This window comes from Halosubterraneus shenae (assembly GCF_050510935.1).
Lineage (GTDB): Archaea > Halobacteriota > Halobacteria > Halobacteriales > Haloferacaceae > JBDGPU01.
Window position 1 is genome coordinate 13,141 of the sequence record NZ_JBNLVO010000007.1, and the last position, 20,491, is coordinate 33,631.

At 54.6% G+C, this 20,491-nt stretch carries 17 protein-coding genes and 1 pseudogene; 12 read left to right on the plus strand and 6 right to left on the minus strand.

The genetic code is table 11. The features are described from left to right. Positions 1-407 precede the first annotated feature (407 nt). From ACQE3M_RS14345 to ACQE3M_RS14360, 4 genes are all read left to right on the plus strand, one after another. Entirely contained in the window at positions 408-1,631 is a 1,224-nt protein-coding gene (locus tag ACQE3M_RS14345; protein WP_430506211.1) for a mandelate racemase/muconate lactonizing enzyme family protein, read from the plus strand. 139 nt (positions 1,632-1,770) lie between these two features. Further along, positions 1,771-4,062 carry a phospholipase D-like domain-containing protein gene (locus ACQE3M_RS14350; RefSeq protein WP_430506212.1) on the plus strand — a complete coding sequence of 764 codons (2,292 nt, stop codon included), beginning with the start codon at positions 1,771-1,773 and terminating at the stop codon, positions 4,060-4,062. Positions 4,063-4,285: 223 nt separating this feature from the next. Then, positions 4,286-5,839: a hypothetical protein gene (locus ACQE3M_RS14355; protein ID WP_430506213.1), complete on the plus strand. Its 1,554-nt coding sequence runs from the start codon at positions 4,286-4,288 to the stop codon at positions 5,837-5,839. Positions 5,840-5,867: 28 nt separating this feature from the next. Beyond that, positions 5,868-6,668: a hypothetical protein gene (locus ACQE3M_RS14360; protein WP_430506214.1), complete on the plus strand. Its 801-nt coding sequence runs from the start codon at positions 5,868-5,870 to the stop codon at positions 6,666-6,668. Positions 6,669-6,968: 300 nt separating this feature from the next. Here the strand turns inward: ACQE3M_RS14360 and ACQE3M_RS14365 are convergent, their stop codons facing one another. Continuing rightward, positions 6,969-7,220, minus strand: a complete 252-nt coding sequence (locus tag ACQE3M_RS14365; RefSeq protein ID WP_430506215.1) for a hypothetical protein — start codon at positions 7,218-7,220, stop codon at positions 6,969-6,971. Positions 7,221-7,553: 333 nt separating this feature from the next. Continuing rightward, positions 7,554-8,216 (minus strand): hypothetical protein, encoded by a 663-nt coding sequence (locus tag ACQE3M_RS14370; protein ID WP_430506216.1) that lies wholly within the window; start codon positions 8,214-8,216, stop codon positions 7,554-7,556. A 145-nt stretch (positions 8,217-8,361) separates the two neighbouring features. On the opposite strand from ACQE3M_RS14370, the gene ACQE3M_RS14375 reads away from it, so the two are divergent. Then, entirely contained in the window at positions 8,362-9,048 is a 687-nt protein-coding gene (locus ACQE3M_RS14375) for a hypothetical protein (protein ID WP_430506217.1), read from the plus strand. 113 nt (positions 9,049-9,161) lie between these two features. Here ACQE3M_RS14375 and ACQE3M_RS14380 read toward each other — a convergent pair whose 3' ends face one another. Then, positions 9,162-9,953: a hypothetical protein gene (locus tag ACQE3M_RS14380; protein ID WP_430506218.1), complete on the minus strand. Its 792-nt coding sequence runs from the start codon at positions 9,951-9,953 to the stop codon at positions 9,162-9,164. Positions 9,954-10,608: 655 nt separating this feature from the next. On the opposite strand from ACQE3M_RS14380, the gene ACQE3M_RS14385 reads away from it, so the two are divergent. Further along, the gene (locus ACQE3M_RS14385) at positions 10,609-10,974 is read left to right on the plus strand and encodes a hypothetical protein (RefSeq protein ID WP_430506219.1); all 366 of its coding nucleotides are present in this window, start codon (positions 10,609-10,611) and stop codon (positions 10,972-10,974) included. Then, a complete protein-coding gene (locus ACQE3M_RS14390) occupies positions 10,971-11,543 on the plus strand; it encodes a hypothetical protein (protein ID WP_430506220.1) in 573 nt (190 codons plus the stop codon). Before ACQE3M_RS14385 ends, ACQE3M_RS14390 begins: the two co-directional genes overlap by 4 nt. A 184-nt stretch (positions 11,544-11,727) precedes the next feature. Here the strand turns inward: ACQE3M_RS14390 and ACQE3M_RS14395 are convergent, their stop codons facing one another. Both ACQE3M_RS14395 and ACQE3M_RS14400 read right to left on the minus strand, forming a co-directional pair. Continuing rightward, complete coding sequence (locus ACQE3M_RS14395) at positions 11,728-11,859, minus strand: hypothetical protein (protein ID WP_430506221.1); 132 nt, start codon at positions 11,857-11,859, stop codon at positions 11,728-11,730. Positions 11,860-12,124: 265 nt separating this feature from the next. Continuing rightward, positions 12,125-13,849, minus strand: coding sequence for a DUF2254 family protein (locus ACQE3M_RS14400; RefSeq protein WP_430506222.1), 1,725 nt, complete (start codon positions 13,847-13,849; stop codon positions 12,125-12,127). 178 nt (positions 13,850-14,027) lie between these two features. On the opposite strand from ACQE3M_RS14400, the gene ACQE3M_RS14405 reads away from it, so the two are divergent. From ACQE3M_RS14405 to ACQE3M_RS14425, 5 genes are all read left to right on the plus strand, one after another. Then, the gene (locus ACQE3M_RS14405; RefSeq protein WP_430506223.1) at positions 14,028-14,531 is read left to right on the plus strand and encodes a hypothetical protein; all 504 of its coding nucleotides are present in this window, start codon (positions 14,028-14,030) and stop codon (positions 14,529-14,531) included. Positions 14,532-14,608: 77 nt separating this feature from the next. Beyond that, positions 14,609-15,694 (plus strand): metallophosphoesterase family protein, encoded by a 1,086-nt coding sequence (locus ACQE3M_RS14410; protein WP_430506224.1) that lies wholly within the window; start codon positions 14,609-14,611, stop codon positions 15,692-15,694. Then, positions 15,691-17,997: an ATP-binding protein gene (locus ACQE3M_RS14415; RefSeq protein ID WP_430506225.1), complete on the plus strand. Its 2,307-nt coding sequence runs from the start codon at positions 15,691-15,693 to the stop codon at positions 17,995-17,997. The genes ACQE3M_RS14410 and ACQE3M_RS14415 overlap by 4 nt, the downstream gene beginning before the upstream one ends. A 176-nt stretch (positions 17,998-18,173) precedes the next feature. Continuing rightward, on the plus strand, positions 18,174-19,262 hold the full coding sequence (locus ACQE3M_RS14420) for a hypothetical protein (protein ID WP_430506226.1): 1,089 nt from the start codon (positions 18,174-18,176) through the stop codon (positions 19,260-19,262). A 524-nt stretch (positions 19,263-19,786) separates the two neighbouring features. Beyond that, positions 19,787-19,951 carry an ATP-binding protein gene (locus tag ACQE3M_RS14425; protein ID WP_430506227.1) on the plus strand — a complete coding sequence of 55 codons (165 nt, stop codon included), beginning with the start codon at positions 19,787-19,789 and terminating at the stop codon, positions 19,949-19,951. A gap of 47 nt (positions 19,952-19,998) precedes the next feature. Here the strand turns inward: ACQE3M_RS14425 and tnpA are convergent. After that, a pseudogene (gene tnpA / locus ACQE3M_RS14430) lies at positions 19,999-20,396 on the minus strand (IS200/IS605 family transposase). Between the last annotated feature and the right edge of the window lie 95 nt (positions 20,397-20,491).

The following is a 20,491-nucleotide window of genomic DNA, read 5'->3' on the forward strand; positions in this document are numbered from 1 at the left end:
CGTTTCATCAGTCGCACCGAACGACGGAAATACGGGGTGGGCGTAGGGAAACGACGGAAACGCGGGGGGTCCAACAATACGACGGAAACGTGGGGTCTGAGGACTCGACGGAGACGTCGGAAACGTGGGGTGGTGAATCACTCAGATCCGACAGGTCGGTGTCTGGCCAGAACGAATACGGACGTACATTCTTGTGGCGCAGACTGCAGTAGCACCGACGACGGGGAAAACCGGTACGTGTGTGGCTGGCCAACACTTTAGCAAGCGTTGGCCGGCTGACCCGCTTCCCGGTGTTCCCACAACTATTTACTCAACAGTCTAGAGGCCAGTAGTATGTACGGGCACCAGTGCTGCACTCGCACAACTTGTTACGACAGTCACCGCCGCAACACGCGTGAGTGACAGCCATGAGAGACTACGCAAACTACGCGACGGACCGACCCGAGTCGCACGACGTTGCGATCGCGAAGATCGAGTCCGCTGTCGTCGACGGAAACTTCGAATGGAATCTGGTGAAGGTTCACACCGACGCTGGAGTGACCGGGGTTGGCGAAGCGTATCGCGGCGGTGGGGTTCCGGATCTAATAGAGTATACCAACCGGTTTTTGGTCGGGGAGAACCCCCTGGACGTCGAGCGCCTCTTCCGATATATCGTCCAGGAGATGTCCGGGCACGGTGGGACGACCGGAAAGGTTGTCACCGCCGCGTCCGGCATCGAGATCGCGCTGTGGGACGCCGCCGGAAAGATCCTCGACCTCCCTGTCTACCAGCTGCTCGGGTCGAAGTACCGGGACCGGGTACGGATCTACTGCGACTGTCACGCGGGCGAGGCGTACGCCGTTGACGAGGGAGGATTCACCGAGTATGCCGACGCGGACGCATATACGCCCGAGGCCTATGCTGCCGAGGCTGAGCGGGTCGTCGACATGGGGTTCGACGCGATCAAGTTTGATCTCGATATGGAGATGGACAACGACCCAGACCCGCACAACGGCCGGCTGTCGAATTCAGCTATCCGCCACAAAGTGGCTGTCGTCGAGGCCGTGCGTGACGCGATCGGCTACGACGTCGACCTCGCGTTCGACTGCCACTGGGATTATACGGTCGAGAGCGCCAAGCGTCTCGCCAGAAAGCTCGAGCCGTACGACCTGATGTGGCTCGAGGATCCCGTCCCGCCGGAAGAGACGGAAGCCCAGAAGCAAGTCGCCCAGGCGACGAGCACGCCAACGGCGACCGGCGAAAACCGGTTCCGGGTGCACGAACTCACGGAGCTGCTCGACGAGTATGCAGTCGACATCGCCACCCCGGACCCAACGACGCTCGGTGGGCTCGCGGAGTCGAAGCGGGTCGCCGATCGTGCCGAGGAGCGGTACATTCCGTTCTCCCCGCACAACGTCTGTAGCCCGGTCGGGACGATGGCATGCGTCCATCTCTGCGCGGCGATCCCGAACGCGGACGTTCTGGAGTATCACGCACTCGAGGTCGACTGGTGGGAGGATCTGCTTTCGAGGGAGGAGCCGATCATCCAGGACGGATACATCGACGTGCCGACCGCGTCCGGACTGGGTATTGAGCTCGACGATGCTGTCGTAGCCGAACATCTCCTCGAGGGAACCTCCGGGTTCAATTGAGCAAAAATAGGGGCTTCCCTCGCGGGGAGATATATAAACCCTCGCGTAGATGACTCGATCGGTCTTCCGGGAGTCAATGAGTGAATACTACTACCGCTCCGTGGGATGAATTTATTCATCGCAAACCGGTGTGCTACATATGGACGAACTCACGGCGAACATCTCATTCGACAGGTTCGCCGACATGCCCGAGTTCTACGGTTCAGGTGCAGCCGGGTATCGCTTGGCGATGGTAAAGGACCGGGACGACTTTCTCGACCTCTTCGAAGGCGCCCGCCACGTAGACGCGGTAACTTACGCTGAAACACCCGACCTGATGGTGCAAATGCTGACCGAGTACGATATCGGTTCACTCGACGTCTTGATCGGGAATGCCGAGGACTACGCCAATCAAGTAAACGAAGTATCGACTGCTAAATCGCTGGTGGAGCTCCGTCAGGCCGAACGGCTCACGATTCGACTGAAGAACCAGAAAACCGTTCACTCGAAGATCTACCGAATCGTCATGCCGGATGACACTGTGAAACTCGTGCAGGGTTCCGCGAACCTGTCTCGGAACTCGTGGGAGTATCACACAAACCAGATCTCCGTGATCACGACTAACGTCGGCACGGAACTGGACGAGGAATTTGAGAAGTTCATCGACCAATACCGGAACGGGTACAGCGACCAGACACTACTAGAAGGTCTTGTTGAAGCGCTCGAAGAAGCCGATTCATTGGAAGAGGAGGAGAACCGCATCGAGTACTGGGTCGGGTCCGGCGACCTCGACGTGAGCGATACCGCCGCGTTGAACCAAGATGCCGTCGAGGACCTGAAAGACGTTGCCGACCAGGTCACAGCTGTCGTTGATGATCCTGAAGACGCTGATGAGACGGTCGCGTTCGTGGAAGAGCCCGAGAATGCCGAGCGGGAGGTCATCGAACCAGATGTCGAGGCTACGGCTGACGAGGGCGATCCCGACACAACTGCAGGCGCCCCGGACGACGGTGAGGAACCTCCGGACGTCGGACTTGTTGAATCCGACCACGAGACAGGTCTCACGGAAACCTTAGACCGCCCACGTGTGCGAGCGCCTGATGAAAAAATCCGCATGGGGACGAGCAAGGTGGACAAGGATACGGCCGACGAGTTCGGGACGAGTCTCCGTGACCGTGGCGCGACTGTCGAGGATCACAGCATAACCGCCCCCCTGAGCGCGTACAATAAGCAGGTCAAGGAATCAACGGCCATCCCGACAATGTCCGTTCTACCCGAGGCCGAGCAGGTAGTGATCGGGGAAGAAGACGAGATGATCCTCGTCGCCACCGACGAGCCAACGCCTGCAGTGCTCGATCACTGTCTGGAAACCATTGAAGACTACATCGAGACGGTCAGGAACCACGGCCACACGCAGTCCGAAACCGCAGTGATGGCGCAGATGTATGAAGCCTTTCTCTACGGGTTCTGGGCCCCGTTCGCCAATCAGTATGCCGAGGCGATGTCGTCCCCGTCACGGACGCTCGACAACGTCCTCCAGCACCTCTACATCGAAGGAAAAAGCGACGCCGGGAAAGACAAGCTCACCGAGTACATCCTTCGCCTCGTCTCCGACAACACCGTTATCTCGGGTGTGGATGCGGACGACGTTGGTGTCAAGGAAGTACGTGGCGTCCGCGAGTGGGACACCAGCTTCCCGTACGCCATCATCGACGCCGAAAAGGAGAAAATCCAGAGATGGAGTCCGATCCGGAATTACTGGGGTGACTGGACGCCCACGAGCGTCGACCAGCCGTGCCTGATCTTCACGACGAACGATGCGCTCCCGAAATCGGAGTTCCGCAACCGGATGAAGATCCTGAGCATGGACGTGTCCTTCCCCTCCAACCCGGAGGATCCGGGCTTTCGCGAAGCTCAAGAAGACCTGTCAGCCGTGTTGGAGCGGCAGAACCCGATCTTCAGCTACGTGGCTCGACGAATGCTCACCGAGCAACCATGGACCGACGGGAACGGCACCATCGAAGACGTTCGCCGTATCCTCCGTGAATTCTACGCGGAAGCCGGGCGAGAACAACCCGAGTACTTCCCGGCTGACGAACCAGCCGAAAAGACCTACGACACAGGACGCCTCAAATGGCAGCGTGACATTCAGGGCGGTCGCATCACGTTCGAATCCGAACCGAACGCGATCACTGCCGATTTCGATCGGGATGACTACGAAGTATACGATTACGAAAAACGCCTCCCGAAACGGTTTATGTCGGAAAAGTCCTCTAACAGCGTCTACATTGGCGCCCCAGAAGAATTCGCCGAGTGGATCGGCTATTCGGTCGATGAACTGCTCAGTGATGGGTCTGAAACCGGTATGAGCTCCGGCCAGTCAACGGGAGCGCAAGACCCCGCGAGCGGTGACGACTCCGGCGGATTCCTTTCTCGTCTGTTCGGCGATTAGTCATCACAGCAACCGACATTACACTCAGATAGGGATTCTATATTGCACCCTGTAACTTATCGTTGTGACCTAAGTGTGTGCCTGACCCCAAGTGGGCGACTGCCGACAACTGACGTCCGCCCGGACATCAACTAATAGGAGGGGCCAGTCAGGCCATGTTGTCGAGAGAATCGGTCTGAATGAGTGGTGAACTAAGTGAAGTGGTTAATTGTTACCGAACAGAATGGCACCAGTGTGGTTCTCCGATGTACGTCCGCTAATCAAGAACGGTGTCGAGAAAGTTATCGAACAACATCAAAATGTGGATATCGATCCCCCGATACAGACATTTCATCAACTGAGTTCTGGTGGCTTTATTGACAACACCGAAGAGTTCTCTGTACCCACCCCTGGTGATCTCTTCGACGACAACGATCTCTTCGACAACCTGTATGAGGGTGAATTTAAGGAGGCGGCCCAGCGAATCTACGCCCAGCTTCCAGAGCCGCCGGACGATGATGAGTACTCCAAAACTGGACGCATCGAATCCATCGAGCGTGCCCTGTTCAAGTTCGTTGGCGTGGTTCTGAATTACGCCGGTGAGATGAAGTTCAACGAAGATGCCTTCGCCGCCGCCTTCGACGAACAATTCGAGCCCCGTTTCACTGATCGGGAATACTCTCGGTTTCTGCTCTGTTTGAAAAACACCACCATCGAGCCCGACATCACGATCGATCTCGACACAAGTATCCAGGGCAGCCCCGACTATCTCGGTCCATACGGGATTGACACGCTCCGGATCCGTCCACTCGATCGCTTGGAGGAAGTCGGAATCGCGACCCACGAGGCACCACGTACTGGAGTTATCGAGCCGATCGATACGCTCGATGCAGACCGTCCAAATGCAGCCCTCGAAATCGTCCTCCATCGTCGACGCCCCTATCGAGAAATCGCCCGTGATATCGACGATATCGAGATCAGTCCTTGGGAACGCGCAGATTTCGATGTTACACCGGTTGACGTCTATCCGTGGAAGCAGCTGACCGATGTTATTGATTTCATATCGACGAGCGTTCGTCGGTGTCTCCGGCTCCTGTGCCCATTGGGAACCGTCGGCTTTGAGAAGGGCTATCATGTGGTGCCTGGCTGGGAATCGTACCGGGGGATTGCGACACCGGTTACCTTCGAACTCGAATTCGAGTGCCCGAGTTCGACGACGGGAACACACATTACCGAAGATCGTGCCATAGAGATTCCCCGTTTTTGGAGTACCCACAGACGCCAGTTAGTGCCCGATCACTCCAAGTTCCAGAATCCACTAACCCGATTCGAGCGGATGTTCAGTCGGGAGTCTCTTGAGGACCAATTAGTCGACTGTGTTGTCGGCTGTGAAACGACTGTGCTGAAAGGCGGCTCTCCAGGAGGGAACAGATATCGACTCGGTGTTCGAACGGCAGTTCTTCTAGGTGAGCAGAATACTCAGAATTGGTCATCAGAACGAATAGCGAAGTTCTTCAAAACACTGTATGAGTATCGTAACAAGGTCGTGCACGACGACACATCACTGCCGGACGAACCAACCGGAGGTGATTTGATTTCAGTAGGCGGTAAGGAATTCGTCGCCAGCTCGTTCCTCATACGCGCTCGCGAACTCTATGCTGACCTGATCATGGAGTATCTTGATCTAGTTGCGTCTGAGCATGGATCTATACAAGATATCAACAAGTCTGTGGATTCAGGTGTGCTAAAACAGAGCGGAGAGATTCGTCAAGAACTTTTCCAAAGTGATCAGAACTAATTTTAATCAAGAATTTGTTCTGAATCGTATGCCAGACACGCCGACAGAGAACACTCTCACCGTCAATGCCACTCATCATATGCTTACGGATCTCGAGGACGAGTTCACCGGACCTGCAGCTCTCTCCCCAAATCGCCGAATGGAGAACATCTTGGGGTACGACACAACTCTCCCGCTGCTCAAATCCGTTGTCTTTCAATACAAACGCCCGTATACCGTCGAATCAGATTCAGATCGGCGATTCTCAGTGAATCGTGACCAATGGCGGACGCTTACCTCTCTGTACGAGTACAACCAGGCCTTTTTCGTGTTGCCTGAAGTCGTCGACGCACCAGACTTGGAGCATACCCTTTCTCGCTCGGTCTTCATCGATGTGTTCGGTATTCGGAGAAACACGTCACTGGTGTACGTCCCAGAGAATGCGTGTTCTGCAGGACGGCCTACCGGCATCAGAGCTAAAATCAACAATGGTGGGCGGTACAGCGTCCCCGATGCGTTGGTGTATGACTGGGAAACGCTCAAAGAATCAGTCAACGCCTGCGAGTACGGTCTGCGCTTCACATCTCAAGGAGAACAGACCGACGCATACAGCACGTTCAAGCAGCGAGTGAACCGGCTAGTGGACGGGGATATTGACTGGGTTTCGGATCGGGTTACAACCGTTGTTGAGCGACAACACACTGGCGAGGTTCGAATTCCAACCGAGCAACCCGATATCAATCAGGAGTCGCTCAATAGCTATCTTTACAGGCTCGACGAGGAGGGGACCGACCTTTCGACACACGGAATCGGACATTCACGACACACTATGCTAGAACGGTCAGAATGACCTCGGTTAGGTCGAATGTCTAGCCTTTCCCCTCCAGTGATTCCGTAGCTTTCGCTGAACATACTGAAGGGTCTTCCCAAAGGATCTTGATGCGAAATTTCAGAACACCCGGTAAGGGAATTCCTGCAGTATGAGCTTCTCTTCTCCGGTCTTCGGAGCTTTATGAGGATCTTTATTCTCCGTCGTTTCCGGAGCCTACAGTAACTTAGTACCACTTTAGAAATCCCGAAACACCGATTCACTAGTCGGAGATGTTCGACTGGAGAGGGTTGTTATTGTCGGCCGTCGACTCTATGATGTTCATGAGGTCCGTCGACGTACGTAATCAGTGAACGACGAGATCAGATTATCTACGGCGAGGTTGAGGAGACGGTTGACGAGCAAATCGAGCGTCTCGTCGACCATATAGTGGCCCACATGGCCGATCGGATTGCACCGATGGATGATGGACAGTCTGGGTGCCGGGTGGTTTTCGCGGATGTCGCCGGTCGAACGATCCGATCGATCCTGGCTGAAGAATTCGAAATCCCGACGAAAGATGTCGAATCCCATCTCCGTGCAGGGGATCGACTGGCCAAACTGAACCAGGCTGTTGACACGATTGAGGAGAGTGAAAATATCAACAAGGGCGATGACAATGGACGAGTCATCTTCCGAAGTCCTGTCTACCGCTATCGACTCTCCGAATTTGGAGTGTCTTTAGCTGAGGGCGGTCTGAGTGTGGAAGGATAGCTCCCTTCATTGGATGTCGGAAATAGTACATCTATTCCTTTAGACTACTTGTGATAGTGCGGTTTAACTGATTAGCCATTTGTTTCGCTTGTAGATTGACCCAGAACTGATGGTTATATCTCATTCGACCAATTCCAGAACCCAGATAGTACTCTAACCCTTCCAAGAAACTGATAGGGGGATCCGGTCCTTGATTGCACCCCCAATTTTTGATTTTGCAGTTTGAATCTGGTCGTCAACACCATGGGCGGCTAAGAACGCTCCGGCTTTTGCGGCCACACCGATCAAGATGCCGATCACGATGAAGAACAGACCTGCCAGAGTTACGAGTGCCCCTAATGTGGCGGCATCTCTGCCAATACCCCCAACGACGGGTATATTTGCATCTTGGAGAGCGAACACGATGAACCCGACAAAGGTAGGCGGGAAGGCAATCGTCACCACTGTATTAGCCCGCTCTGTCCACGACTCCCAGTAATCTGGAATATTGAATTCTGGGTGATCTTCGATCTTCTGCGGTGGGATTTCTTCAGGCTCGATTTGTGCCCAATTGATAGCTGAGACGTCAACTTCGCCTTCTACTTCCTCGTCATCTGGAACCCACCAGATCTTCCCTCGACCAACCTTGAGTGAATTCACACGGTGGTCAATCTTGTCCAACCGGCGCTTGATAGTCTGCTGCTGAATGTTGATTCCATCCACCTCCTTGATCAATCGGGTTGGTGCAACGGGTAGTCCACGCTTTTCACACACCTGCCTCACCGCCTCTACGAGCTCATCGTCGGAAACTGCTTGAGCTGGCGGTTTGTCGACCATTTCCCTGATTATACTCAACCGTGGGATATTATCTTTGTGTGTGAATTGGCACTTCCTCTTCTATACTCAACTGTATGCAAATCTTACTTATCAATAAAATAATCTATATTATCCACCCTCTCTTAAGAAGAAGTGGCGTGATAGCATGAAATCAGGTGCCATCAATTTGGTAGTCGAGGGAAGTCAAATCGACACCGAACTGTTCCCGCTTGAGCGACAGCAGAATGGCGAAACGCTCCGCTCGGCTTTGCGCGTGCGTGGAGGTCAAGAGACATTTAGCGGGCTGACCGTTCGCCAGGGACGCACGATGAGAGAGGATCTGGCGGAAATCAAAACCCGCCACATTAACGCTGATGGCGAACTCGAGATCGGCCGTGAGGTAACTGAGAAGCAAGTTGATGACACCGAGTTCTTCGAAGTCAATTCCGAATTCGTCATTACTGAGACCACTCGAGACGATGCCGCTCGCGAACTCTTGAGTTACGCGATGGATGGTTCAGTTCAACAGGCTCTCATCGACGTCGTCGAATTTGCCAAAGCGAATCCTTCCGCAGAGATGAATATGGCGGGTACTGACCAGGGGTCGAATGTTGATCATATCACTGCTGTCGGAGACATTCGGCATGCAACTGATCTTCCGGACGACGTTCGGGACCATCCGAACATACTCTTAGGATTTGAAGGTCTGGAGTGGGAGCAACGTGAACTACGGGGATTCATTACCAAGAGTGGGTATCTCGCCATTTACGAGCCTTCTGAGATGAATGTCGAAGAGTACTCTCGGTTTGTGCGGAAGGCAGTCCTGCCGTTCGCGACCCCTGATGCGTCGTAGTAACAGACGTACGCAGCTTATTTTCCTCGTCTCCACATTCAGACCTTCTCACAGGAGAGATTTTTATTTGCTTCCGAGTGTTGTCCAAAGGTCTCTACGACTCTGGTCCTCAATTACCCCGGTAATGATTCATTCTCCTTACGTGCCTTTGCTGTCGTGGTCAGTACCCACTTGTTAGCAGCGTTGCGCCAGCCCATCGGCTCGTACGCACGTCCGCGGATCACTTCGTCGCTCTCGATAACTGCTGTGACCACGTCGTCGAATCGGACGATCCGCTCGATGTGATCCGTGGGGTTCGTGAGCGCGTCCTCAACCGGCACCTCGACGTCTAATTCAGCTGTGGCGACTGCACGAAGCGTTGTCGGCACATCGTCGAAGTCTTCTTCGTCGTCAGTCTCCGTCTCATCGGTCTCGTCCGGATCGGCGTCTTCGGGTTCTCCGCCGTCAGCGACCGACTGAGTCTCGTCGTCGCCGGCGCCTTCGGACTCCACCGCTTGACTTTCTTGCTCGTGCAGGTCCTCGAGGAACCGCGAGATCTCTTCTTCGAGGAGTGGCAGCATTTCTCTGTTGTTTGGGTCGAAGAACGCCCGTTCAGTCCGCTCATGTAGGATGAACTGGCCGCCCCCTTGTGACACTTCGTCAACGACGTTGATGCCTTCGAGATGGTCGAGGAGTGTGTCTACACCGTATTCGAGCCGCTCGCCGAGGTTCTCTTTGATATCGTTCGTGGGGACCATGCGGTCGTTGGTCTCGAAATACTCGTTCGCGTAGAGCCAATTCGTGAGCTCGACCATGCTGTCGCAACTGTCGAGATGGTCCTTCTTGTCGCGGATATACTGTTCGAGTCGGTCAGTGTCGTCGGAATCGCTGGTACTCATTGTGTAGTGTGGTTGGTTCTCGATCACTACGGGTGGTAGTTCCTCGGCGTGAGTCCGGGTACTGTTCGAGAAGTCGGCGTCCACGGCGCTGTGAGCGGGATCTCACCAGGCAACGTCGCATTCCCAATGGCCTACTCTAATGGAGGTTCCGTCTGAACTTAATGGTTTTCCACCTTATTCCCCGTATTATCATTGTCTTATACACAAGAAGCATATCCAGAAAACCCGAAATTAGTTCGAATAAGTTATCTTCTCCCGAGATTTCCAGTTATAGATCTCTCAGAAGCGAACGTTTTGTATCAAGATATTGTAACCGTCACTCTCGCATAATCAATCCACTCCGTTCCTCATCAGCTTTCCTAGCTCCGATTTATCCCCTGATCTCGGCGATACCATGCGAATAAGGCGCTAAACACGGATTTCATAATCTGACTTCTCTCCGCTAGTAGCCGGAGCTATCCCGATTATCCATCGGATTCTCGTTGAGGAGTATCCGTTTCGAACTGCGACGGCAGACCTCGATGTCGACAACATCGACGGTGTTCAAATCGGGACAACGGCTGCCCAGGCCCTTGAAGAGCTGAACGCGCACCAGGACGACTCCTGATTTCACCTCTCGATGTGCAAGCTGTGTGCAGACGCCGAAACGGTTATCACTCTATGTGCAAGATATGCACATGAGATGAGTTCGAGTGACGAGCCGCGACGCGTTCACTTCCAGTCCCCGGAGTATCTCGTCGACCGGCTTGACGCGATTGCCGACCTCTTCGATACGGATCGGACAGACCTGCTTGTCGAGGCCGTCCGTAAATATATCGAGGAGACCGCCGACAGCGAGACGTTCCAGGAGCTGGTCGCGACGAAGTACTACGACGATCAGCTTGAGTTCGGGACCGTCAAGCAGCTGGTCGGCGCCGAAACTGCTCAGCGGCTGCGGCTGCTCAAGGCGGACCTCGAAGACGAGCCCCTCGATCTCGCGGCTCCTGAAGACGTCGACATCTATGGAGAGGACGCGGTAACAGTCGACACTACTGCCGACGAGCGATGAGTGAGCGGCGACCGCGGACGATCGTCGCTGACACGAGCGCACTGGTCAGTCTGGCCGTACCGCGGGCCGACGACATGTACGATACTGCCACCGAGCCCGACCCGCTCCAGTATCTGCTCACCTCTTGTGACGTGTTCGTGCCTCCGGAGGTCGTCACTGAACTCCAGGATCTCACCCAGTATCAGGATATCCACGGTGCCGCGGCGACGAACGTGCTCGCAGCGCGTGACTTCTACACCGTCGAGGATCCCTACGAGCGTACCGAAACCCCGGACTCGCGGCCGGCGTTCGGCCTCGACGACGGCGAAACTGACGGGATCGTTCTTGCGAACGCACGTGCCGTCGACGTCTTTCTCACCGACGAGTTCGGCGGGACGAATTTTCCGCTCATCCACGCGGTGCTACAGGGACCGCGGATCGCACCGACACCGCGACTCATCAGTGAGTACGCCCGGAACGGCCATCTGACCGACGAAGCGGCGCGGACGCTTCTTTCCGTGATTAGTCCGCATCGAAGCTGGGATACCAGTCCGTACGTTGCCCAAGTCCGAGACCGACTCGAGGAGTAGTCCAACCAAATTTCATACGGCAAATGTAGAATATGGACTGTTCATTTGTGCTGTATCAGAACCTATAGTAATTCCTATAGCAAGTGTTCGACCTTTACTTGACTTTCTACGGCGTATTCTGTATTTTGCCTAATACACTTCCTCAAGCACATCAGCACCACTCATCGTCTCACGGGTTTTGACTTCAATCCGATCTCCTTGCTAGTTTAGTTAGTTCTTGTTTCTCCTTGTCGAAGATTTCAGCATCTGGGAGATGGCAGATGAATTCCTTTTCAGGACCCGGCTTGACTTCTGAGAGGTAGATCGTCCCTTGCATGTCTTCTGGGCGTTCAATAACTATCAGGAGTGTCGTTTATTCGCTTTCTGTTGCGCTTCCTGCCGTTCGATTTACGCTAATTCATAGCTGGCTGACGAGATTCGATCGTGTGCTAAATCTGCGAGGCGATACCGAGACGGAGCATTCATGAAAACTAAGATAGCGATGATTTCGCCGTGTCGCCCCTGGTGCCGGTTGTAGTCAGGGTCCGTCTCATCAGGAATATCGATTCGCACACGGTCACCCTCCTCGAACTGGAGGTCGGTCATTCTCGCTCTCGGAGGTACTCCGTTCGTTCGTGGACGTCTTCCTCGAACTCAACGAGCCATTCCTCGAATGGTGTGTCTTTCTCTTCAGAGCTAAGGAGCCGTTCAATGAACCCTTCATCGGTATCCGCAGACATCGGGGTAACGGTTTGAACGGAGATATTATGTCCCTCTGGCCGTTCACCCGCCTTCAGGAGTTCAAATGCTCTATCGACGATGGCCGGATCGTAGTCCAGTCGAAGACGTCCAAGGTTGTTCGTCCACCTCCCTGGGTGACCATCCTCGAGCTGGTCAACCCGATAGGCAAGCTGAATTATTGATATACAGCATAGCGTTGCCAGATCGGCTATACCAGCATCAGCAGCACAGTCAGCAATCCCCCTCCAGCCCTCATCGATTGATCCCTCGACAAACGGGAATTCCTCCTCCGAGATTCGATACCGCAGAACGGTTTCTGTGAAGCTGGCATACTCCCGCCAGAAGTGTCGAAGGGACTTAGCTTCATCAGGGAGTGTCCACTTTCGGTCTTCAGTAGGAGAGATCCAATTGATGTCCTGGTCTTGTACAGCGAGGCCGTATCGGTCGACGAGAACATCGAATATCTTGACCACATCTCGGCTGTAGTAGTCCCCAACAAGATCGTGGGTCACATTCGAGTCCGGTCGACGTCGCAGGAGAAGCGTCAGCTGGTAATCCAACGGATGCAAGACCGCTCGAAATGTCGAGTAATCGGCGTCGCTTGCTGAGGCTTTCGTCAGTTCGAGCAGTGACTCTTTGACTGGGGTTCGAAGGCGATTCCCCTCCCACGTCAAGGGCGCCGCATCGAACGCGTCTCCGAGTCCCCCAGCAGCATCCTCGGCGACGTTATTAAAGCCGTGATCGACCCCGTCGAGAGCGACCGCTTCGACATCGTCGACTGCGTCAGAAACCAGGTCGTATTGTTCGTGGGTGTATGCCTGCTCCAAGATCGGCGGGACATACTCCGTGAGGACCTCAGTCGAAACAGCCGATGCGTATTGTGCGGCGTCTTCCTCGGAGTGTTCGCTTTCGAGGTGCTCGAACGTCCGGGTGAGAACCGTCCGAAGCCCGTCGATCCCCTGTTCTGCGGTTTGGTATTCGCCCAGCTCGATCGCCCGAGCAATCGTTCGGTACAGTGGACGAATCGGGTGGACCTCGATTTCGGTGAATTCCGTTGCGGTCGCTGGAAGGTATTCGACGGGTGCGAGTTCCCGTTCGACCAACACCGAGATGAGATTGTCGGGCGAGCTGCGCTGGATCATCAGCTGGATGAATTGGTAGAGCGCAAACGTGGAGACAGCAGCAAGCGAAAACGCGATTCCGACGACTCCGTTCAGTAGGCGGCTGTTCTGTATCGGGAGCAGATAGACGATCAGCAGGTTGAACGCAATGGCGCCAACGAAGAGCGCGAACGTCGTACGGAACAACGGCTCCTTGATGAACAGTGAGGTGAGGCGGGCCGAATATCGTGTCACAACGAGTTGTAGGGCGACGACAGTCACGGAGAATACGATTGCCAAGACGGAGGCTTCTGCCGTCGCTAGGGTCGTCAGTAGTGCCCTGATATTCTCCGTTTCAACAGCCGGGTTGAGCAGTGTAGTCAGCGTCGCGACCACCGCAACCGTAGCGAGCGTGAGGAGAGTGTATCGAACTATGAGTAGGTGAGTCCACTCCTGAAGTACCCCTCGCCAGTTGCGGGCATTCATAAACTCGTTCTTACCCTGGCCTGCTCACTGTCACTACATAATTCTGTCAATCTTAGCACGGTCTCCCTCTCTCAGCGAATTTGAAAGTCTCAGCGGGGGATGAAGACCTTGCGATACGCTGTTTTGATATCGATATGCTGGCGGTACGGTTTTATTGCAACGCTATCTGAAGGGACATATGCCGGTAGATACTGACTCTGAGGAATGGAAACACGCAGGCAGATATGATCCAATCACCGTCGAAATCAACTCACTTCTCTCAAACAACGAGGACCAAGCGTTCTCGATCAAGGAGATAGAGGAGCACCTCCTTGAGGATCATCAGCACCTATTTCCTAACCAGTTGGTAGGCGACGACGCTCTCGAAGGAGCAAAAGCAGCCCGACAATCGATTATCGCAAATATTCTTGAATATCGACATTGGCGCTCAGAGGTGGCTTTCCAGTACATTTCCGGAGATAGAGATTCAGACGCTGGACTCTACTTCTCCTGGGATGGTCCAGGGCTTGACCCCATTGCAGAACTTGATGAAGTGAGTGACCCAAATCCGGATTCACCATTTGGAACCCTCTCAAGTCGTTTTCGACAGATCGAGAGCGACCTCGACGAGGAAGTCTCTGAATTGGAAGAACGGCTTTCCCATTTGGAGTACCGGCTTCGTGAAGAACTCGACACCTACTGAGGCGGGACACAAGGAATCAGCTCACCCTAACGCCTTTAAGTCAGTCATGGAATTGAATGAGATGACAGGCTAATTAGATGGTACGAATCCTGCATACTGCGGATATTCACCTCACACCAGACGCTGATGAACGCCAGGCGGCATTAGAAACCGTCCTATCGCAGGCAGATGCCACCGATATCGACCTCGTAACGATCGGTGGCGATCTCTTCGATAGTGACGTCGCGGCAGAACAACTACGAGAATCCCTCCGGGAACTATTCTCCGATCGTTCGTATCCTATCCTGACGATTCCGGGCAATCACGACGCCGATGCGTTCCGGAGTAACCTCTTCTTTGGCGAATCTTTCACACCCGCAACCGAGACGCCGTTCAACCAGTTCGTCTTCCACGACACTCGAGTCACCGCGCTCCCGTATACACCGCAGGCGACCGATGAGCTTCTGGTTGGGTTACGTGATCGAGAACCGTTCGACGGGCCGGAAGCCCTTCTGTTACACTGTAGCCTGGAAGCACCAGTTCAGGGTGGCGTCGGAAACGAGGGCGAACAACGGTACTTTCCCATCACTAAAGAGGAACTTGCCGAATTGGATTTCGACTACTATCTCGCGGGGCACTACCACTCACAGCACCGAACTGAACTCTCGAATGGAGGGACGTTCGTCTATCCCGGCACTCCAGCGTCGGTAACACGGAAAGAGACAGGTCGACGGACGAGTGTCCTCATTGACACCGACGCAGCCCAGGACGTCCAGCTCCAGGCCCTCGACTCGTTCCACTATGATACGCTTGACCTCCGGGTTACTCCGGGAGATGAGGAGCGCGTCCTTGAAAATATCCGATCGCAAGTAGCCATCTGGGACGACCGGCACGTCGAACCAAAGATAAGCGTCGATGGATTCACCGAGATGAATGAAACGGCGTTTAGTGACGCTATCTCTGACGTGAGTGGCGATATCCCCGTCGAGAACAGCACCCGTACAGTCGAACATATCCTGTCACATACCCTGTTCGAGACGTTTCAACAGCGGCTCGAGGAGCGTCAGCAACTCCACGCTGTCGAGGAGCGCGACGACTACGATGTGGAAGGCTTCCAGGACGACGTCTGGGAAGAAATGCTCGCAATCTTCGCCGATCTAGCCGCGGAGGGGAAGCTCACATGAAGCTGACCGACATCCAAATCGACCGGTACGGACCGCTTCCCCGCTTCACACACGAATGTGGGGAGAATTTCCAAGTCTTCTATGGGCCGAATGAGTCCGGGAAAACACTACTATTAGAAGCCGTACTCAAATTACTCGAGCCGGATATTGAAAGCGCGATCCCGAACGTCTCTCGAGTTGACGAATCCCCGAGTGGCCATATTGTCGTCGAGTCCGGCGGCACCGAACAGAAACTCGGCGACGGATCGGTCCTCAGCGATCTGGTGGACCTCTCGCCCCAACACCTCCGAAACATCTTCGTCATCCGCGATAGTGACCTACAACTTCGCGATGAACACGAGTTCTACGATTCGGTCACCCAGCAGATCGGCGACCTCCACACGAACGAGATCGACGCGATCCAGTCTCGACTCGTTGAGCACGGACGACTGACCAGCGTTAACGGTCGGGGGTTATCGTCGGCCCGTAGCCGATCGAATGCAGCAGATGTTCGTGACCTGGCAGATGATCTCACCGGCGACATCCAGGCGTATATCGCTGACGCCGAAGCGAATGACGTCGCAGCGGCCGAGAGAGAGGTTGTCGCCGTCACAACTGAACTCCAACGGTGTGAAGATGAGCTTGAGACACAGGAGGCCGCCGAAACGTGGGCCACCCACGAGACGCTCACGGAACGGCTGGGCCCGTATAGGGACGCAATCGAGCAGCTCGACGACCAAGTGTCCAAATCGACCCTCAAAGAGTTAGAACAGCGTAACCGCGAGATCGCTGCGGCCGAAGACGAGATTGAGAGTCTCGAAAACAAACGGTCCTCGCTACGTGAGGAGCGGACACAGCTCAAGACCGAGATCGATTCCGTGGAAGCAGAGCTGGCACCGTTGGAGGCACGGGCCGACGATATTAATGAAGTTGAACAAGCGCTTGCATCATTCAGAGAGGCCCACGGTAAGGCCGTCGGGGCATCCCGAGGGATGCGCTTCGCGAAGTACACTGCACTCGTTGGGCTCGGACTGGGCGGGGTCGCAGCAATCGTCGGGAGCATGATTGCGGGCATTCTCCTTGCAGTAATCGGTGCCATCGCTGCGGGCTGGTATGGCTTACAACACCGCTCAGTAGCGGCCGCAGAACGAGAGCAGGAACAGGTTCTTCAGCAAGCGCGGGACGCAGGGCTCGATATCACTACGACCGAGGGAATCGGGCCGGCGATCAGAAGGTTTCGCGACGAGTTGGTCGGCCTGCAGGATCGCCGCGACGAACTCACACGACAAATCGAGGTCAAGGACGAACTCATCGAGGAGCGTAACGACGACCTCGAAACAGAGCGGGACGAGCGACGCTCGAACCAAGAGAAGAAACAAACGCTGCTTCAGAAGGTAGACGTGGCTGACATTGAGGAGTACCGCGAGCGTGTGACCGCACAGGAGACGCTCGAACGGAAGCGTGATCAAGCAGGACAGAGCCTCACGGACGCTCTCGGTACGCCGAACACGACGGCGCCAGATACAGAGGAGAAACTCGAGTACTGGGAATCAGAACTCGATGCGATGGTCGCGGACGTCGATGAGAGCGTGGACGCAGATGAGTACGACTCGGATCGACTAGCCACACTTCGCGAGCAACGGGAGGAGCTGAGCCAACGACGCGATGAGCTGAGAGAGCAGTTAGCGGCGCACGATCGACGACTGCGTGAGTTCGACGAGCGGATTCAGGCACTCTCTGCTGAGCCATTCCTTGATGCATCCGTAACGCTTCCGTCGCGCTCTATCGAAGGGCTCCAAGACGTCGTCCACGACTTGCACCGGTTGGTTGAGCAGATCGAGCGTGACGCAGATATTGCCCGGGAAGCGCTCGATATCTTTGATGGCATCGAGGCGGAAGAGGAACAGAAGATTACGGATCTCTTCGGAACGGAGAGTCGGGCTACAGAGGTGTTCCAGGCAATTACTGATGACCGATACACGGGTGTTACCTACGATCCTGACGAGAGGCTTCTGCAGGTCCACAGAAACGGACAGGAACTCCTCACACCCAAGCAACTCAGCCACGGGACGACCGAACAACTGTATTTCTCGGCTCGTGTTGCGCTCGCGGAACAGTTACTGAGCTCCGAACCTGGGTTCTTCCTTCTGGACGATGCCTTCCTCCCGGCAGACCGTACACGACTTCAGGAAGGATTCGAGGTTCTTCGAGAGCTCGCTGACGATGGATGGCAGATCCTCTATTTCACTGCCAAGGACGAGGTCGGAAACGATCTCGTCGAGACGCACGACCTGCATTGCCGGATTCTTGACCCGCTCAGCTGAAACGAGATAATGATGGTTCTCACGACTTCTGCAGGCCGAAACCATCCATATTGAACTCATCTAATTCCGGGATACAGTTGGGAGGCTTTGTTTGGTAAGACTGAATTACCGGTTCCCACCTGGCACACCCAAACTTATTGACAATCTTTATTCAACAACCCTCGGTGACTAGTCCCATGGGATTGTTTAGTCGCTTATTCGGAAGGAATGGGGACTCTAATCCGGAATCAAAGAATGATCCGGAACCGGATATCGTGATCGAGGACTCATTGGACAGCGAATTCATCCCTGGAAAATTCCGCGGCGAACGGGTCACCTTCTCATCGGTGTCATCGCCAAACGGCGGGTGGAGATGTTTATATGGACGTTCCGGAATAACTGGTGGTGCCCCTATCGTAGTGACGTCGGGGGATGGAGAGGTCCAACACGCATTCACTGTAACGCGTGCACAAGCTGTTGCCGTTGCCGATACCGGCCATGTTGCCGTCACCGATATCGGTGAACCCGATGATCAGGATCTCGGTGGGACGCTTGATGTGGTCGGCCCGGATGGGCAGCCAAATATTGAGTTCGAGTTTGATGCGAATATCTGGGAGTGTGCAATCACCGACAACGGCCAGTACGCCTCCACAGCAACCCACAACCCCGATCGCTCAGTGTACATCTTTGACGTCGAGTCAGGCGATCTCATCACCAAATTCGAGACGCCAGATCTTAACAGTCCTGCACAGGAGTTCGGAGAGATTGATGGCGAGATTGCTTTATACCTCATAGACGAGGACGAACCATACCGGGGTATCGATCTCGACGGTAATACCGTCTGGAAGAGTCAGTCCCTCAAGAAGCAGGATCGCATTAATGAACTTCTGGACAGCAGTGACGAGGCTGGTTTAGAGGAGGCTATTGAACTTCTTGAGGAGGCATACGAACTCGTCGACGACCAGAACAGAAAGAAATCGATTGCGAATAAACTAGCGGACGCCCACTGGGATCTATCGAAAGAGATCCGTAAAGAGGACGGTGACACCGATGCATGGTGGTCTCACCTAAACCAAGCGAAGCAGTACTACTACGAAATCGTATCCTGGCATGATGGCAGGAAAGGTGTCGCCAAGGTAGAACGAAAACAAGCGAAGTATCATTTAAAAAAGGACGACGAGGAGACAGCTCTCCAGTTGTTACAAAGTATATCTGCGCTCGAGGAGAAGTTCGACGTTCAGCTACTCACCGACGCTGACAAGGACAAGATCGAGAAGCTCTCCTAATGCGGCCCAATTAATTCTTCCAAGATTCACCGGCTCAGTAGGAGTACTTCCCATCTGAGGCCGAAAGGAAACAGTCTAAGTATAGACTATTTTGGTTGTGTTCAGATAACTTGGTTCCGTGCGAAGGCGAAAGCTGCAACTTGTTCGGGATCGACGGCGCCGTACTGCCAATAACTCTCGAGATTGAGTTAGATCACGGTTCCGTCGACAGCGACATCCGGGTTTACACCGTCAAGCGGTTGTAGCTCGGCTTTCTAAACCCAGTTGTGACCGGTGGGGCGGCAGCGTTCGACGCCCAACTCGTCTGGGATCGGGACGGTATCCGATAGTGAACGATTCACCAGATTGAGTGATTGCTTCGATGTCGTCTCTCCCACGACTGCTGGGACGGTCGGTGGGCTGTCTTCTGTACAATAGTACGTGACACGGCATATCCAGACTGCTCTGATTAAAAACTGCAAATATGATATTCCAGAATACAATTATTCAGAGTATTTTTATCTCTGGCGCTCACACCTCTCGCCATGGACGACTTCGTGAACCGGACGGACGAGCTCGACCGCCTCCACCGCCTCTTCGAGTCCGAGAGCGCGGAGCTCGGCGTCGTCTACGGACGGCGACGACTGGGGAAGACGAGACTCGTCAAGCAGGCGCTCGAGGACCGCGAGAACGCGGTCTTCTACAGATAGAACAAGGCGAGTGCCTCGGGGCTTGATCCCGAGGGTGAAGCCGACACTCAAACGTGTTCTGTACGTTCGATGTACCGTTCAATCGTCTCCGTTGAGACGGTTCCCGCAGTTCCGATGTAGTACGACCGCTCCCAGAACCCACCGCCCCACAGATACTCCTCCAAGAACGACTCGTGCTGTTCCCACATTTCCCGGGCTGTGATACTCTTAACCGTCCGAACAATCTCGCTCGGCGCGTGCTTCGGGTGAGCCGAGAGGAACAGACGCACGTGGTCTGGTGAGATGTGGAGCGACAGCATCTCGTAGCCGTACTTGTCGCACACGTCGCGGAACTCACTTCCAGCGAGTCTTCGATTGGTTCGAGTATCGCGTGGCGGTACTTCGGACACCACACGAAGTGGTAGTTGACGTTGAACACCGTGTGCTTCGACCGCTTCTCGCCCATACCTACCAATACAACAACCAATCAGAAGTATTCTTTGAAGTGCCTTACAGACTACTCCCAGTATACTTTTAAGCGTGGAAGAACAAGGGGTAGAC